This window comes from Rhizobium lentis (assembly GCF_017352135.1).
Taxonomy (GTDB): Bacteria; Pseudomonadota; Alphaproteobacteria; order Rhizobiales; family Rhizobiaceae; genus Rhizobium; species Rhizobium lentis.
The window spans coordinates 274344-288600 of sequence record NZ_CP071457.1 but is presented as its reverse complement, the minus strand read 5'-3'; the positions used below and the strand labels follow the sequence as shown (position 1 = coordinate 288600).

Here is a 14257-nt window from a genome sequence, read left to right as displayed (position 1 = left end):
ACGCCCGCCGATTGCGCGGCGGGCGTCTTGTCTTACTGATCTGTTGCTGCGGATCAAACGCCGACGCCGTCGGGAAGAGCGTCCGTGCCGAGGATGTTCAGCGTCACCTTGGCAGTGTCCGTATGGCCTTCGCCATCGGAGATCTTGTAGTAGCGCAGAACTTCCGTGTAGGTCACGCCTGCATCCAGATCGGCCGTCAGATCATAGGTGAACGTGCCGTCAGCCTTGACGTGGAACGTGCCGTAGGTGCCCTGAACATCGGTTACGGCATCAGCCTTCGAGTCCACCTGCGTGCTCAGGAACTGGCGCAGGAACATCTTGCCGTTGTCGCCGGGAATGTCGTTGTCCAGAACGTTGCCGCCGATGGCGCTGCCCTCGGTGAAGCTGTAGACGTCGTCGACAGCAATCGGCTTCTGGGTGACGCCCTGGATGTTGAGCGTGAACAGGCCGACATCGGTATGGCCGCTGCCGTCGGAGATCTTGTACGATACCTTCTCCTGGAGCAGCTCGCCGTTCGTGAAGCCGATCTTGGCTGCATCGCTCAGAACATAGGTATAGCTGCCGTCGGGCTTGACGAAGAAGGTGCCGTACTCGCCCTGGATTTCGGTGATCTGGTTCATGCCGCTCTTAGCGCCAACGCTGGCGCCGTCAAAGGCCCGGAGGAAGAGATGGCCATTGTCAGACGAGTCGTTGGAAAGCAGATTTCCAGAAATAACGTCAGTTTCTTGAAATGTTGCACTATCATCAGTTGCGTGAATCAGCGACGCCATTAGTTTCTCCTAAAATTGTTTTTCATCGGGTCAATTTGACCTTAGTGAGCCGCTCCTTTAACAACTTATTAATACTACAAGTCAATGGGGTATTTAACGTAAGGTTAACATTCACCCATAACGTGTGTCGTGACTTCTAAAGCGACTAATACGCTCTCCGCTTTAATCAAATTTGAAGCAATTTGAATCCAATTTACACGCGGTAAACTTGAAAGAACCTCTGCGGCGGCTACGTTACCGTGGCGCTTTTCTGGCACTGCTTATGGTGCCTGCACACCATTGCAATTCCCCACACCGGCACCTATTTTAGAGCCGACCCCCGATCCCGTCGGACACTCCAGCAGTGCCGATTTGTCAAAGACCGCAAAGGATCGCGGCGTGCGCCAGCCGACGCGCTATGGCCAATCCCGCAATATACGAAGATTCCGGCGGCGGTCGGCAGAGGTTCTTTTGAACGACGAAACACAGCGGCTGCGATTGCCGTGGCAGGCCGCCAGCCGGCGCGAGGACAGCATGCGCCGCCAGACTGCTGGAAACCTGTAGCATTTCCCACCGCCACCCCCAACAAGGAGACATGACATGCAGGTACTCGTCAGAGACAACAATGTCGATCAGGCCCTTAGGGCCTTGAAGAAGAAAATGCAGCGCGAAGGGCTGTTCCGCGAAATGAAGGAACGGCGCGCCTATGAGAAACCGTCCGAACGCCGCGTCCGGGAAAAGGCGCAGGCGATCAGCCGGCAGCGAAAGGCTGCCCGCAAGAAGATGCAGCGCGAAGGGCTGCTGGTCGGGCGCACGGCGGCGCGTTAGGATTCTGCCCCGGTCTCAGCGATTACATTTCTCGAAAGGATAGACAATGGACGAATTGACCAGCCTCACCGTTTCGGAAGAACGCCTCGAGGATTGCCGCGATGTCGTTGAGCCGGATTTGCAGGATCTGATTCAGCGGGCACTGACGTCGGGCTTTTCGCGAGAGGAAATCCTCATAGCAGTCAGCGAATTGGTCGCAGAAGATTTCGCGATGGTCATGGAAACCCCCAGCGTGCATTGAGGAACGAGCGTTGACCATGACGGCACAAAAGGACCTCTTTGGCGCGTCCGACGACGGCTTTCCTGAGGGTTTCCGATATTCCGAGGATATTGTGCCCGTCGATCTGCAGCGCTCTCTTCTCGAAGCGATACCGGCCCTGCCGTTCAAAGCCTTCGACTTCCACGGGTTCGAAGGCAAACGCAGGACGGTCTCCTTCGGCTGGAAATACGACTTCGACAGTCAGCGCATCAAAAAAGCAGAGGTAATACCGTCTTTGCTGCTCCCCATTCGCGAGGTCGCAGCACGCTTCTCGGATATGCTGCCGGAGGCGCTCGAACAAGCTCTCGTGACGGAATACGCACCCGGCGCGCCGATCGGCTGGCACAAGGATAAAGCCGTGTTCGGGCGGGTCGTCGGCATCTCCCTGCTTTCGTCCTGCACCTTCAGGCTGAGGCGCCGGAACGGCGACAAATGGCAACGGCGATCGCTCGTGCTTGAACCCGGCTCCGTCTATCTCATGGCCGGCGCCTCGAGAACGCTCTGGGAGCATTCCATCCCACCTGTCGATCGATTGCGTTATTCGATCACCTTCCGGGAATTGGCCGGGTAAACCGCGGGAACATCGGCTCCAGCAGATGGTTACTCTGTCTCTCGCACAAATGGAGATGAAAGATGGCCGAGCAGGATGATGCGACACGGGTATGGGAGTTAATCGACAGAATAGGCTTCTGCATGTTGACGACCCGCAACGGCGATGACCTGCGCTCCCGGCCGATGTCCGCCTATAGCGCGCAACTTGAAAACGCGGTCTATTTTCTGACCGATCTCGGCAGCCACAAGGACGACGAGGTCGCCCGCTGGCCAAACGTCTGCCTGGCCTTTGCCGACACCAAGGCGCAGAAATATGTTTCCGTGTCGGGAACGGCCGAGGTGCAGAACGATCGCGGGAAGATCCGTGAATTGTGGGCAACGCCGGCAAAGGCATGGTGGGACAATCCCGACGATCCCTCCATCCGCATTCTCAAGGTTACCCCGTCTTCGGCTGAATATTGGGACAGCCCCGGCACCATCATCAGCTATATCAAAATGGCGGCCGCCGCGGTCACAAACAGCAAACCGGATATGGGCGACAATGCCGAGGTCAGGCTCTGACCAATAGGCGCTCAACGAAGATTGATGACTGCCGCCCGCCAAGGATATCAAGCCCGGTTGGCCGATGACTTGACGAAATCGATGAAGGCCCTGAGCGGCGCGGGCACCAGACGCCGGCCGGGATAATAGAGGAACGGCCCGGAAAAGCGCTGCCACCACGGCTCCAGGATGGGCTCGAGGGCGCCGCTGTCGAAATGCGGGCGCAGCCAGTCTTCGAAAACGCAGATGATCCCTGTGCCCGCAATCGCTGCGTCGACGGAAAGATCCGTCGCCCCGCCGACCCTGACGATCAATGGGCCGGTCGGTTCGACCCGCACCACCTCGCCATCTCGCTCATATTCCCATGGGCTCGTCAGCGCACCGCTGGCAAAACGGCCCAGCAAGCAGGCATGGCCGAGGAGTTCACTCGGATGCTGCGGCCGCCCGTGGCGGTCGAGATAAGCAGGCGATGCCGCGGTGGCAAAGCGCTGATGGCGCGGACCGATCGGGATCGCGATCATATCCTGCTCCAGCCGTTCGTCATACCGGATGCCGGCATCGCACCCGGCAGCCAGCACGTCGACAAAGCTCTCCTCGGCGACGATCTCCAGGCGGATGTCTGGATAGGCGGCGAGGAATGGCGGAACCAGGGCGGGCAGCACCAACCGCGCCGCGCTGACCGGCACATTGAGCCGAAGCGAACCGGCCGGCGTGTCGCGGAAACGGTTGACAACGTCGAGCGCAGCCTCCACCTCCGTCAAAGCAGGGCCAAGTCGCTCCAGCAGCCCCTGGCCCGCTTCGGTCGTAACGACGCTGCGCGTCGTGCGGTTTAAGAGCCTGACATCAAGTTCAGCCTCCAGACGACGCACTGCCTCGCTCAAGAACGAGGCGCTGCTGCCGCTGACACGCGCCGCCTCGCGAAAACCACCGGCCCGCGCCACGGCGACAAAGGCGTTCAAATCACCCAGGTCTGCTTTCACTGTTCGCCACTCCGCACGGCCCGTGCGCATTGTACCCAATTATCACACGCATCGCCAAGGCGTAATCTTGGGTTCATCTCTTGAAAGGAGCGCGATCATGTCCGTTATCGATCAGTCCGGCACATTCAATCTCGGCGACCGCAGGGTGAGGCGGCTCGGCTATGGCGCCATGCAACTCGCCGGGCCAGGCGTGTTCGGCCCGCCGAGCGATCATGGCGCCGCCCTGGCGGTGCTGCGCGAGGCGGTCGGAAGCGGTGTGAACCATATCGATACCAGCGATTTCTACGGGCCGCACGTGACCAACCGGATCATCCGTGAAGCGCTCCATCCCTATCGCGACGATCTCGTCATCGTCACCAAGGTCGGCGCGCGGCGCGGCGCGGACGGGTCCTGGATTCCGGCCTTCTCCCGCGAGGAACTGACGCAAGCGGTGCACGACAATCTGCGCAACCTCGGCTTAGACGTGCTTGATGTCGTTAACCTCCGGATCGCATTTGACCTGCATAGGCCGGCCGAGGGCTCGATAGAAGGACCCCTGGCGGTTCTCGCTGATCTCCAGCGGCAAGGCCTGATCCGTCACATAGGCTTAAGCAATGCTACATCGAAACAGGTCGCCGAAGGCCGCGGGATCACCGAGATCGTCTGTGTGCAGAACCACTACAATCTGGCGCATCGGCACGATGACCAACTGATCGACGAACTTGCCGGTCAGGGCGTCGCCTATGTACCATTCTTCCCCCTTGGCGGATTTACGCCGTTGCAGTCGTCCACGCTCTGCAATGTCGCCACGCGTCTCAGCGCCACACCGATGCAGGTGGCGCTCGCCTGGCTGTTGCGCCGTGCACCCAATATCCTGCTGATCCCAGGCACCTCGTCGCTCGGTCACCTCAGGGAGAATCTCGCCGCGGCCCGCTTGCTGCTGCCGGATAATGCTGTCGAGGAGCTGAACCGAATGACCGATAAGGCCGCCTGACAGCCGCCGGGGGTTCCAGTCGCTACGCCGGGTTTCCCGCGCGGCGTAGCGATCTTGCCGGATGTTGCGGCTATTCTTTCAATAGCGCTCCGGCACGAGCATTTCAGGCGGAACAGGCGCCCTGATGTAATCGGCGTGGCGAATACGGTCCGGCAGCTGAATCTCGGGCTTCGGAACATCCTCATAAGGAATCTGGTGAAGAAGATGGGCGATGCAGTTCAGACGCGCCCGTTTCTTGTCGACGGCCTGCACCACCCACCAGGGCGCTTCCTTGGTGTGCGTGCGCGCCAGCATTTCTTCCTTCGCCTTGGTATACTCCTCCCAGTGGATGCGGCTTTCCATGTCCATTGGCGAAAGCTTCCACTGCTTCAGCGGATCGTGGATGCGCATCTTGAAGCGGAATTCCTGTTCCTCGTCGGTGATCGAGAACCAGTACTTGATGAGCACGATGCCGGAACGGACCAGCATCCGTTCGAATTCGGGTACCGAGCGGAAGAACTCCTCGAGTTCGTCAGGGGTGCAGAATCCCATCACGCGCTCGACGCCGGCGCGGTTGTACCAGCTGCGGTCGAAGAGCACGATCTCCCCGGCCGTGGGAAGATGCGGAACATAGCGCTGGAAATACCATTGATGGCGTTCCCGTTCGGTCGGAGCGGGCAGTGCCACGGTTCGGCAGACGCGGGGGTTGAGCCTTTGGGTCACGCGCTTGATCGCCCCGCCCTTGCCGGCCGAATCCCGGCCTTCGAACAGCACGACGACCTTCAGCTTCTTGTACTGAACCCAATCCTGCAGCCGCACCAGCTCATGCTGCAGCCGGAACAGCTCGCGGAAATAGATCTTTCGGTCGAGCGTCTGCTCAGCCGGTTCCGTCATTCCTTCGACGACCAGATCGTCCAGCCGATCTTCCTCCATCTGCATTTCCAGCTCCTCATCGAAGCTGTCGGCGATTTCGGCCTTTATCCGGCTGAGCTGGTCCTGATGTGTTTTAGACATGGGCTTTCCCTTCCTGCTCAGTTGACAGGAGCATGTCACTGCAAAGTTAGTGTGACGGTTGGATAACCCCAAGCTCGCCGACTTGTTCGCCGCTCCCGTCACTCCGCATGCCGGAGATCTTTTCGATGCCGCCCGCGCCGAAGTGGAGCCGTGTCTAGATCAGTCCCTTCCGATAGCCGTCGACAAGATTGCGGCAGGCGCGGATCGTCAGCGCCATGACGGTGAGCGTCGTACCCGCGATGCCGCTGCCCGGGAAAGCGCTGGCGTCGGTAACGATGACGTTCGGGGCATCCCAGAGCTGGTTGTAGCAATTGAGCACGGAAGCTTCCCGGCTTTCGCCCATGCGCGCGCCGCCGGTTTCATGGATTGCAGCGCCCATGCACATGGTCTTGCGGAACCATTTGCGGAACATGAAGCGGCTAAAGGCATCGGCGTCGGGAAAGGCGCCCCTGCCCATCTCCTTGAGGCCCGCGGGAGAGCCGATGAATTCCAGGTCGCCGCCGACCTCCCTGATCATGGCGATCAACGTTTCCTCCTGCCGGCGAAGCAGCCGCTGTTCCTCCTCCTGCATGACGCAGCGAATGTGCGGTACCGGAATGTTCCAGGCATCCTTTCGCTTGACGTCGAGAGTGATGCGGTTGTCGGCATAGGGCAGCATGCGGCCGAAGCCGAAGAAGGCGAGACGTGCAGCGGTCTCCTCTGAAACCGGTGCCCTGCCGACGCTGCCCTGATAGTCGAAATCGCCGCGGGCGGCGTCACCCTCGCCAAAGCGGGGGATGAAGATGCCACCCGACGGGTTGTAGAAGGGATCGACAGGAGCGGAATGGTCAATGGCCCAACCCTTCGCCTTGGAAAAGGAACCGAAGGCGAGGCACGGAAGCTGATCCATGAAATACCGTCCGAGCGCGCCCGAGCTGTTTCCGAGCCCCCCCGGATGTCTTGCCGAGGCCGAATTCAGCAGCAGTCGCACGCTCTCGATCGGCGAGGCGGAGAGCACGACCGTCGCGGCGCGGGCAGTCGAAACCTTCCCAGTGTTGCGATCGATGAATTCCGCGCCGATGGCGCGGCCGGTCTTTTCGTCGGTGGTGATGCGGCGCACGATGGCGTCGTAGCGCACCGTCAGCCGCCCGCTCGCCTTTGCCTCCCGTAGCGGCCGCGGCGTGCGTTCGGCGTCCGGCGCGATATAGCGCCAGGAGACGACATGCCTTTGAGGCCAGCGGCTTTCCACTGCCTGCTTGAAAATCTGTTCTGCGGGCGTCAGGCTTGCCGGCTTCGCATAGATGCCGTCCGGCAAGGTCTGCACATCGTCCTTATTGCCGTAGAGCCCGAGATAAGCCTCCACTTCGTCATAGAAGGGCGTGAGCTCGTCATAGGAGACCGGCCAGTCGACGCCCTTTCCGGTGCGCGACCGGATCTTGAAATCGTCGTCGGTCCAGCGCAGCAGCACGCGGCCGAAACTGTGGAGTCGCCCGCCTCCCTGGCGGCCGCGAATCCAGAGGAAGGGTTCCCCTTTCGGCGTCGTATAGGGGTTCTTGCGATCGTTGACGAAGAAGTGGCTGAAGCGTTCGGTAAAAAAGGCGGCCCGCGCCTGGATCGGCTGGCCCTTGATGGTGGCTCGTGCACGCTCCCAGATATTGATGCTACTGGCCGGCGCTTTCTTGAGCGCCGGGTCGAAATCTTTCGACCCGACGGCGGGGCCTGCCTCAAGCAGCAGCACCGACAGCCCCTGTGCCGTCAGTTCTTTGACCGCGAAGGAACCCGCGGCACCGGAGCCGATCACCAGCGCATCATAAATGATTTCAGACATGTCTTTCCAAATCCTGTCCTGGAGCGATTGCTCAAGACGACGCGACGCGCGTCCGTAATTGCGGGAGAATAAAGGGATAGTGCGTCACAGCCGCGATCCATCGGCGCCGAAGAGGGAGACTTTGGCGATATCAAGACCGGGCGCGACCGAGTCGCCGGGCTCGAGGCTGACGTCGCCCATCAGCCGGAGCGAGAGGCTCTGGTCCGCCCAGTCGAACCAGACGACGGCATCCGAACCCATCGGCTCGACGACGGAAACCCGGCCGGGAATGGTGGGCAGCCCGCCGGCGACCCCATTGAGCACAAGATGCTCGGGGCGGAAGCCTAATGTAGCAGGTCCTTCGACCGCGGCTGTCCCGAAAGCGTAGCCGGAGAGATCGACGGCCAGCCCTTTGCTCCGGAAGACCGGCGACCCGCCGCCGCGCTCGATCCGGCCTTCGACGAAATTCATCGCCGGAGCGCCGATGAAGCCGGCAACGAAGAGATTGGCCGGGCGGCGGTAGATCTCGGCCGGAGAGGCAAGCTGTTGGATGACGCCTTCGCGCATGATGGCGATGCGATCGGCCAGTGTGAGCGCCTCGACCTGATCATGGGTCACGTAGATCATCGTGTTGCCGAGGTGCTGGTGCAGCTTCTTGATCTCGACACGCAATTCGTTGCGCAGCTTGGCGTCGAGGTTCGACAGCGGTTCGTCGAAGAGGAAGACGTCCACTTCGCGCACCAGCGCCCGGCCGATGGCGACACGCTGGCGCTGGCCGCCGGACAGCTCAGCCGGTCGCCGGTCGAGCAGCGTGTCGAGATGGAGAAGGGCGGCGGTGCGGGCGACGCGCGCCTCGATCTCGGCCTTCGGCAGGCCGGCGACACGAAGTCCGAAGGAGAGGTTCTTGCGGACCGACATACGCGGGTAGAGGGCGTAGGACTGGAAGACCATGCCGATGCCGCGGTCCTTCGGCTCCTCCCAGCTGACGTTCCTGCCCGAAATCCAGACCTCGCCTGATGTCATGTCCTGAAGGCCGGCAATGGCGTTCAACAGCGTGGACTTGCCGCAGCCGGAAGGGCCGAGCAGCACCAGGAATTCGCGCGGTGCGATATCGATCGACATCTTCTCGATCACCGTATGGTGGCCGTAGGCGATCTTCAGATCCTTTACGGAGACGGCGGATTGCATGGAAGCTTTACCCCTTGACTGCGCCGGCCGCGATGCCGCGCACGAACCAGCGGCCGGACAGGAAATAGATGGCGAGCGGGACGATGGCGGTCAGAATCGTCGCCGCCATGTTCACGTTGTAGGTGCGCTCGCCCATCGTAGTGTTGACGATATTGTTGAGCTGCACGGTCATCGGCAGGTTATCGCGCCCGGCGAAGACGAGGCCGAGCAGGAAGTCGTTCCAGATACCGGTGAACTGCAGCATGGAGACCACGACGACCATCGGCACGGCGATCGGCAGCATGATCTCGAAGAAGATGCGCCAGAAGCCGGCGCCGTCGACGCGCGCGGCCTTGCAGAGCTCCTCCGGCACGCTGACGAAATAGTTGCGGAAGAGCAGCGTCACCAGCGGCAGGCCGAAGATGACATGGACGAGAATGATGCCGGCGAGCGAATTATAGAGACCGATATTCGCCATGGCGCGAACCATCGGATAGAGGAAGATCTGATAGGGGATCAGACCACCGGCCATGAGCAGGCCGAACAGCGCATTTGCCCCACGCGGCCGCCAGAGCGACAGCGCATAGCCGTTGACGGCGCCGATGAAGACCGAGAGCGCAACCGAGGGAACTGTGATCGCCACCGAGTTCCAGAAGCCGCTACGAATGCCGACGCAGACGGTCCCCATGCAGGCGCCCGACCAGGCGGTCACCCAGGCGGAGAAATCGAGCGTGGCGGGCAGGGCAAAGATCTGCCCGAGCCGTATTTCGTCCATCGACTTCAGTGAAGTGACGACCATCGTATAGAGCGGCAGAAGAAAGAAAAGCGCAGCGCCGACCAGGAAGGTATAAAGGCCGATGCGTCCCGCCGTGATCCGTGCCGGCTTCGGCCCATTCGGGTGAGGCTGGTTCATCTCGCCCCTCCCTTTGCCTGATTGCGCATGTGCATCGCGTAACGGAACGGCGCGACTGCGATGACGACGCCGAGGACGAGCACTGTCGCGCCTGCTGTGGCAAGGCCGAGGTTCTGGCGCCCGAACAGATTGTCCATGATAAATTTCGCCGGCACTTCGGTCGCATTGCCGGGGCCACCATTAGTCATGGCGACGACGATGTCATAGGTCTTGATCACGCCCATTGCGAGCAGCATGCCGGCTGCGGCGAGCGCCGGCCCGAGCTGGGGCAGAATGATCGAGACATAGATGCGCCAGACGGGAATGCCGTCGATGCGGGCCGCCTTCCACTGCTCGGCTTCGATGCCGCGTATGCCGGCAAGCGCGATCACCATGACGAGCCCGGCCCCCTGCCAGACGCCGGCAAGCACCAGCGCATAGATCGCCATGTCGCGATTGACCACCCAGTCGAGCACGAAGCTTTCCCAGCCGAGCGAACGCACGCTCGCCTGAATGCCGAGTGTGGGGTTGAGCATCCATTGCCAGATCAGCCCCGTCACCACGAAGGACATGGCGTAGGGATAGAGGAAGATCGTCCTCAAGGCGCTTTCGAAGCGGATCTTGCGGTCGAGTGCGGCGGCCAGCAGGAAGCCGAGCACCAGGCAGCCCGCGACGTAGAGGACGCCGAAGATCAGCACATTTTGCAGCGAGGCGAGCCATTTGGCGGACGCGAAGAGCTTCGAATACTGTGCAAAGCCGACATAGGTCGAGGACGGAAAGAGTGTGGAATTGGTGAAGGAAAGGCGGATCGACCAAGCCATGGTGCCGATGAAGACCACGACCGCGGCAAACCATGTCGGCAAGAGAGCGATGGTCGCGGAAAGATTACGCTTGCGTTTGACGGACATCGGCCAACTCTTTGACGGATGGAAAGCGGAACACGCGCCGCCGCTTAAGCCGCGGCAGCGGTGACGTCGGAATCCGTCCGACGCCACAGGCACGATCCTACTCGAAGATGGCGAAGAAGTTTTCGGCAGCGGCACCCGCGTCATTCGAGCCGCCGCTCCAATATTCGTCTACGAAATCGTCGAGCGCGCCGACCTGCTGGGGCGTGAGCACGATCGCCTGATCCGGCACGATGGCGCCGGCGCTCATCAGTTCGAGACCCTTTTGGGCGCAGGCATCGAGTTTCGACTTGTCGACATCGGAGCGCATCGGAACCGAGCCCTTCTTGAGAGCGAATTCGACCTGGATGGTTGGGTCCATGACGACCTCGGCGAGAAGCTTCTGCGCCTTGTCGGTCTCAGCATTGCCGGTCTTCGGGAACCAGAGGGCGTCGGCGATGTAGACCATGCCTTTGGATTCAGGAGCGATCATGCAGCCATAATCCTTGCCCGGCTCCTGGCCGGCGACTGTGAATTCGCCCTTGGCCCAATCGCCCATGAACTGCACGCCGGCCTTGTCGGTGATCAGCATGGCGGTCGCGTCGTTCCAGTTGCGGCCGGCCGCACCCGCATCGACATAGCCGCGCAGCTTGCCGAGGATTGCAAGCGTCTTCTTCACGCCCTCGACGGAGGCCTCGCTCTTGTCCTTGTCGGCATAGATCTTCAGGAAGCCGTCGGTACCGACCTGCGAGAGCAGGATCATGTTGAAGACCTTGGTCTGCTGCCAGGGCTGGCCGCCCCAGGCGACCGGGATGATGCCGGCGGCCTTGAGCTTGTCGAGATCGGTGAAAAACTCGTCCCAGCTCTTCGGTTCCTGCGCAATACCAGCCTTGCTGAAGGCTTCCTTGGAATAGAAGACCCAGCTTTCGCCATGAGCACCTGTTGGAGCGAGATAGACCTTGCCGTCATAGGAAATGAGATCATGGATCGATTTCGGCAGGGCATCGGCCCATTTGCCGGTGGCGGCCACGTCGTCGATCGGATTGAACAGACCCTGGCTGACGAAATCGGCGGCGGCGAGGCCGATGACGCCCTGCTTGGCGCCGGGCGCGTCACCGGCAACGATGCGGTTCTGGAAGGCAGCGTCCGCCGCGCCGAAACCGGCGATCGAGGAATCTTTCCAGACGCCGCCGCGCTTTTCGAATTCCGTCTTGATGACATTGAGGGCCGCGGCTTCACCGCCCGACGTCCAGGACGACATGATCTCGATCGTCGGCTTGTCCTCGGCTTGGACCGGGGCGCATAGGCCGGCGAAAGCCACGCCAGCAAGAAAAAGCTTCATCATGGTCTTCATTGTTCCACCTCTTGGAAATGCCCTCTCGGCGGGGCGTTTGTCGTCTTCGAAATAATATCAGCGATAGATCGGCAGGAGCGCCTGCCGGACGAGCGTCAGCCCGTTGGCGATGTCGCGGACGGGATCCGGCGCGGCATCGAGTTCAAGGATCGCCCAGCCTTCATAGGCCCGGTCGCGCAGCAGTCGAATCCAGGCCGGCCAGTCGACCCGTCCGAGGCCGAAGCCGCAGAAATAGGGCTGGTGGCGTTCATGGATATGCTTGTCGATCGGCGTGTCGGCAGGCATCGGACCGATCGCGTCCTTCCAGTGGGCGATGATCATGCGTTCGTGATGGCGATCGACGAGCTGGATCGGATCGGAACCGGCAACGATGATGTGAGCCGTGTCGGGGCACATGTGCACATAGGCCGGGTCGGTCAAAAGCATCAGCAGGTCGACGTCGCGCGCGGCGGCAAAGATTGAATGCGCCTCGGTATGCAGCGCAAGCCGCACGCCCTTGGCATAAAGGGTCGCGCCGAGCCGGTTCAAGAAATCGGCAATCACCTTGGCGCGGTCGAAATCATGGAACTGCACCGGCTGGGCGCCGAGCGTCTGGCGAAGTGGCGCGCCGATCACCATGATATCGCTGCCGCAGGCCTTCAGGAAATCGGCATAGCGCTCCGCCTTGTCGATCAACGCGCGCTGCGCCTCGGGATCGGCAAAGTCACCGGCCGCCTCCAGTTCCGCGAAGAAGCCGCTGCAGAGCGTCAGGCCGCGCCTTGTCAGTTCGCCCGCGAAGGCATCGATGGAACCATATGTCTTGATGACGTCCTGCCAGTTGAAGGGAGAGAAGGTCAGTTCGACGCCGGTCACGCCGGAAGCCTGGACGCTGTCGAGTATCTTGTCCCAGAAGGCGCGCGGCTGAGCCCGCGCATGATCGACGATCGCATCATGGCTGTCGACGCCCCAGAAGCGAGGATGAAAGAACGTCACGAGATCGACGCCGAAACGCAGCCTGTCGCCAGCCATAACCATCCATTTCTCAAGGCATGGCCTACCCACGTGCGGAAAGGGCAGTTCCGCATCCAATAAGCCATGGATTTTCAACGCATTAAGGAATGGCAATCGTTTGCCATGCCTAGATGATAATCAAGCTGGTTTTTTAAGCAAGCAATTTTTGGCAAACGTTTGCTATAAATCGCCGCCTGCCTTAGAGTTGCAAATCGAAATATCCGGGAGAAACACATAAACGTGAATAAAAACAAGGATGTGGGAGAGGAACAATCGGCTGCCTTGATGGCCGACGTCGCTCGGCTTGCCGGCGTTGCGATCTCGACCGTCAGCCGGGCGCTTGCCAATCCCGGGCGGGTCAATGAGAAAACGCGCACCAGAATCAATGCGGCTGCCAAGCAGCTCGGGTATACTCCGAATGCGATGGCGCGCGGGCTCAGGGTCGGCAAATCCAATACGATCATGATCATCCTGCCCGGATCGCCTTACTACGGCGCATCGCAGATCATCCCGCAGGTTCTCCAGAGCATCAACAAGTCCCTGATTCAGGAGGGATACAATTTGATGATCGCCAATCTCGATCGTGAGGAAGCCTCCGAACGGCACATCCTCAATCTTGCCTTTGGTGGAACGGTGCGGGGCGTCATCATCTTCTCGTCGAAACTTCCCGAGGTCGACGGGCGCTCTCCCGCCGGCGCAGGGCTGCCGATCGTCTCGATGCTGTTCGACATGAGCAATGCCGGAGTGCCGAGCGTCGTGACCAACGATCGGGAAGCGATCAGAGACGCAACGACGGAACTGATCCGTCTGGGCCACAGGCGGTTCCTCTATATCGCCGGCCCCAGGGGCAACTACCATGATGTCGAGCGCTATGCCGGCGTCCTCGAGGCGCTGGGGGCAGGGGGACTTTCCGAGGACGCCCTGTCCATATCCGGCGGCGACCTCGAATATCAGCACGGTTTCGAGACAGGCATTCGCGCCGTCGACGATTTCACGAAGCTCGACGTTCGACCGACGGCCGTCATCGCAACCAGCGACGACATGGCGATCTCGTTCATGAGCCGCATTCAGCACGCGGGCTTTGCGGTGCCGGGCGACCTCTCCATCGTCTCCTTCGACGGCTCTCCCGTCTGCGAGTTCTGCTCGCCGCCGCTCTCGACGATCAAGCAGCCGGTGGAAGAGATGGGCCGCGCGGCAGTCGATCTCCTGCTCGGCGCCATTGATCAGCGGCAAGAGGCGGCGAAGGTCCGCACCGTCATCCCCAGCAAGCTCATCCTGCGGGAGAGCATCGGCTCTGCGAAGAGCTGACG

General features: G+C 61.0%; 15 protein-coding genes. 6 read left to right on the top strand and 9 right to left on the bottom strand.

Features of this window, described 5'->3' with window-relative positions:
- Positions 1–53 precede the first annotated feature (53 nt).
- Positions 54–770 carry a calcium-binding lectin RapA2 gene (rapA2, locus tag J0663_RS29600; protein ID WP_207246055.1) on the bottom strand — a complete coding sequence of 239 codons (717 nt, stop codon included), beginning with the start codon at positions 768–770 and terminating at the stop codon, positions 54–56.
- 579 nt (positions 771–1349) lie between these two features.
- Between rapA2 and rpsU the strand changes: the two genes are divergently transcribed.
- The 4 genes from rpsU to J0663_RS29580 all read left to right on the top strand — a co-directional run bounded on the left by rpsU (position 1350) and on the right by J0663_RS29580 (position 2949).
- A complete protein-coding gene (rpsU, locus tag J0663_RS29595; protein ID WP_207246054.1) occupies positions 1350–1577 on the top strand; it encodes a 30S ribosomal protein S21 in 228 nt (75 codons plus the stop codon).
- Positions 1578–1623: 46 nt separating this feature from the next.
- Complete coding sequence (locus tag J0663_RS29590; protein ID WP_207246053.1) at positions 1624–1818, top strand: hypothetical protein; 195 nt, start codon at positions 1624–1626, stop codon at positions 1816–1818.
- Positions 1819–1834: 16 nt separating this feature from the next.
- Positions 1835–2407 (top strand): alpha-ketoglutarate-dependent dioxygenase AlkB, encoded by a 573-nt coding sequence (locus J0663_RS29585; RefSeq protein WP_207246052.1) that lies wholly within the window; start codon positions 1835–1837, stop codon positions 2405–2407.
- A 62-nt stretch (positions 2408–2469) separates the two neighbouring features.
- A complete protein-coding gene (locus J0663_RS29580) occupies positions 2470–2949 on the top strand; it encodes a pyridoxamine 5'-phosphate oxidase family protein (RefSeq protein WP_207246051.1) in 480 nt (159 codons plus the stop codon).
- 47 nt (positions 2950–2996) lie between these two features.
- Here J0663_RS29580 and J0663_RS29575 read toward each other — a convergent pair whose 3' ends face one another.
- Positions 2997–3908, bottom strand: coding sequence for a LysR family transcriptional regulator (locus J0663_RS29575; protein WP_207246050.1), 912 nt, complete (start codon positions 3906–3908; stop codon positions 2997–2999).
- 97 nt (positions 3909–4005) lie between these two features.
- Here J0663_RS29575 and J0663_RS29570 point away from each other — a divergent pair, with 97 nt between their 5' ends.
- Positions 4006–4881, top strand: coding sequence for an aldo/keto reductase family oxidoreductase (locus tag J0663_RS29570; RefSeq protein ID WP_207246049.1), 876 nt, complete (start codon positions 4006–4008; stop codon positions 4879–4881).
- A gap of 78 nt (positions 4882–4959) precedes the next feature.
- Here J0663_RS29570 and ppk2 read toward each other — a convergent pair whose 3' ends face one another.
- From ppk2 to J0663_RS29535, 7 genes are all read right to left on the bottom strand, one after another.
- Positions 4960–5874, bottom strand: a complete 915-nt coding sequence (gene ppk2 / locus J0663_RS29565) for a polyphosphate kinase 2 (protein ID WP_207246048.1) — start codon at positions 5872–5874, stop codon at positions 4960–4962.
- A gap of 154 nt (positions 5875–6028) precedes the next feature.
- Entirely contained in the window at positions 6029–7681 is a 1653-nt protein-coding gene (locus J0663_RS29560; protein WP_207246047.1) for a GMC oxidoreductase, read from the bottom strand.
- Positions 7682–7765: 84 nt separating this feature from the next.
- Positions 7766–8848 (bottom strand): ABC transporter ATP-binding protein, encoded by a 1083-nt coding sequence (locus tag J0663_RS29555; RefSeq protein WP_207246046.1) that lies wholly within the window; start codon positions 8846–8848, stop codon positions 7766–7768.
- A gap of 7 nt (positions 8849–8855) precedes the next feature.
- Positions 8856–9740, bottom strand: coding sequence for a carbohydrate ABC transporter permease (locus J0663_RS29550; protein WP_085780761.1), 885 nt, complete (start codon positions 9738–9740; stop codon positions 8856–8858).
- Complete coding sequence (locus J0663_RS29545; protein WP_207246045.1) at positions 9737–10627, bottom strand: carbohydrate ABC transporter permease; 891 nt, start codon at positions 10625–10627, stop codon at positions 9737–9739. Before J0663_RS29545 ends, J0663_RS29550 begins: the two co-directional genes overlap by 4 nt.
- Before the next feature lie 97 nt (positions 10628–10724).
- A complete protein-coding gene (locus J0663_RS29540; protein WP_207246044.1) occupies positions 10725–11957 on the bottom strand; it encodes an ABC transporter substrate-binding protein in 1233 nt (410 codons plus the stop codon).
- 57 nt (positions 11958–12014) lie between these two features.
- Positions 12015–12965 carry a sugar phosphate isomerase/epimerase family protein gene (locus tag J0663_RS29535; protein ID WP_207246247.1) on the bottom strand — a complete coding sequence of 317 codons (951 nt, stop codon included), beginning with the start codon at positions 12963–12965 and terminating at the stop codon, positions 12015–12017.
- Positions 12966–13187: 222 nt separating this feature from the next.
- Here J0663_RS29535 and J0663_RS29530 point away from each other — a divergent pair, with 222 nt between their 5' ends.
- Positions 13188–14255 (top strand): LacI family DNA-binding transcriptional regulator, encoded by a 1068-nt coding sequence (locus J0663_RS29530; protein ID WP_207246043.1) that lies wholly within the window; start codon positions 13188–13190, stop codon positions 14253–14255.
- The last annotated feature ends 2 nt before the right edge of the window (positions 14256–14257 follow it).

Excerpts from the sequence above, each read along its gene's own strand:
- rapA2 (WP_207246055.1), bottom strand. The coding sequence starts at position 770 with ATGGCGTCGCTGATTCACGCAACTGATGATAGTGCAACATTTCAAGAA.
- rpsU (WP_207246054.1), top strand. The coding sequence starts at position 1,350 with ATGCAGGTACTCGTCAGAGACAACAATGTCGATCAGGCCCTTAGGGCC.
- J0663_RS29590 (WP_207246053.1), top strand. The coding sequence starts at position 1,624 with ATGGACGAATTGACCAGCCTCACCGTTTCGGAAGAACGCCTCGAGGAT.
- J0663_RS29585 (WP_207246052.1), top strand. The coding sequence starts at position 1,835 with ATGACGGCACAAAAGGACCTCTTTGGCGCGTCCGACGACGGCTTTCCT.
- J0663_RS29580 (WP_207246051.1), top strand. The coding sequence starts at position 2,470 with ATGGCCGAGCAGGATGATGCGACACGGGTATGGGAGTTAATCGACAGA.
- J0663_RS29570 (WP_207246049.1), top strand. The coding sequence starts at position 4,006 with ATGTCCGTTATCGATCAGTCCGGCACATTCAATCTCGGCGACCGCAGG.
- ppk2 (WP_207246048.1), bottom strand. The coding sequence starts at position 5,874 with ATGTCTAAAACACATCAGGACCAGCTCAGCCGGATAAAGGCCGAAATC.
- J0663_RS29560 (WP_207246047.1), bottom strand. The coding sequence starts at position 7,681 with ATGTCTGAAATCATTTATGATGCGCTGGTGATCGGCTCCGGTGCCGCG.
- J0663_RS29555 (WP_207246046.1), bottom strand. The coding sequence starts at position 8,848 with ATGCAATCCGCCGTCTCCGTAAAGGATCTGAAGATCGCCTACGGCCAC.
- J0663_RS29550 (WP_085780761.1), bottom strand. The coding sequence starts at position 9,740 with ATGAACCAGCCTCACCCGAATGGGCCGAAGCCGGCACGGATCACGGCG.
- J0663_RS29545 (WP_207246045.1), bottom strand. The coding sequence starts at position 10,627 with ATGTCCGTCAAACGCAAGCGTAATCTTTCCGCGACCATCGCTCTCTTG.
- J0663_RS29540 (WP_207246044.1), bottom strand. The coding sequence starts at position 11,957 with ATGAAGACCATGATGAAGCTTTTTCTTGCTGGCGTGGCTTTCGCCGGC.
- J0663_RS29535 (WP_207246247.1), bottom strand. The coding sequence starts at position 12,965 with ATGGCTGGCGACAGGCTGCGTTTCGGCGTCGATCTCGTGACGTTCTTT.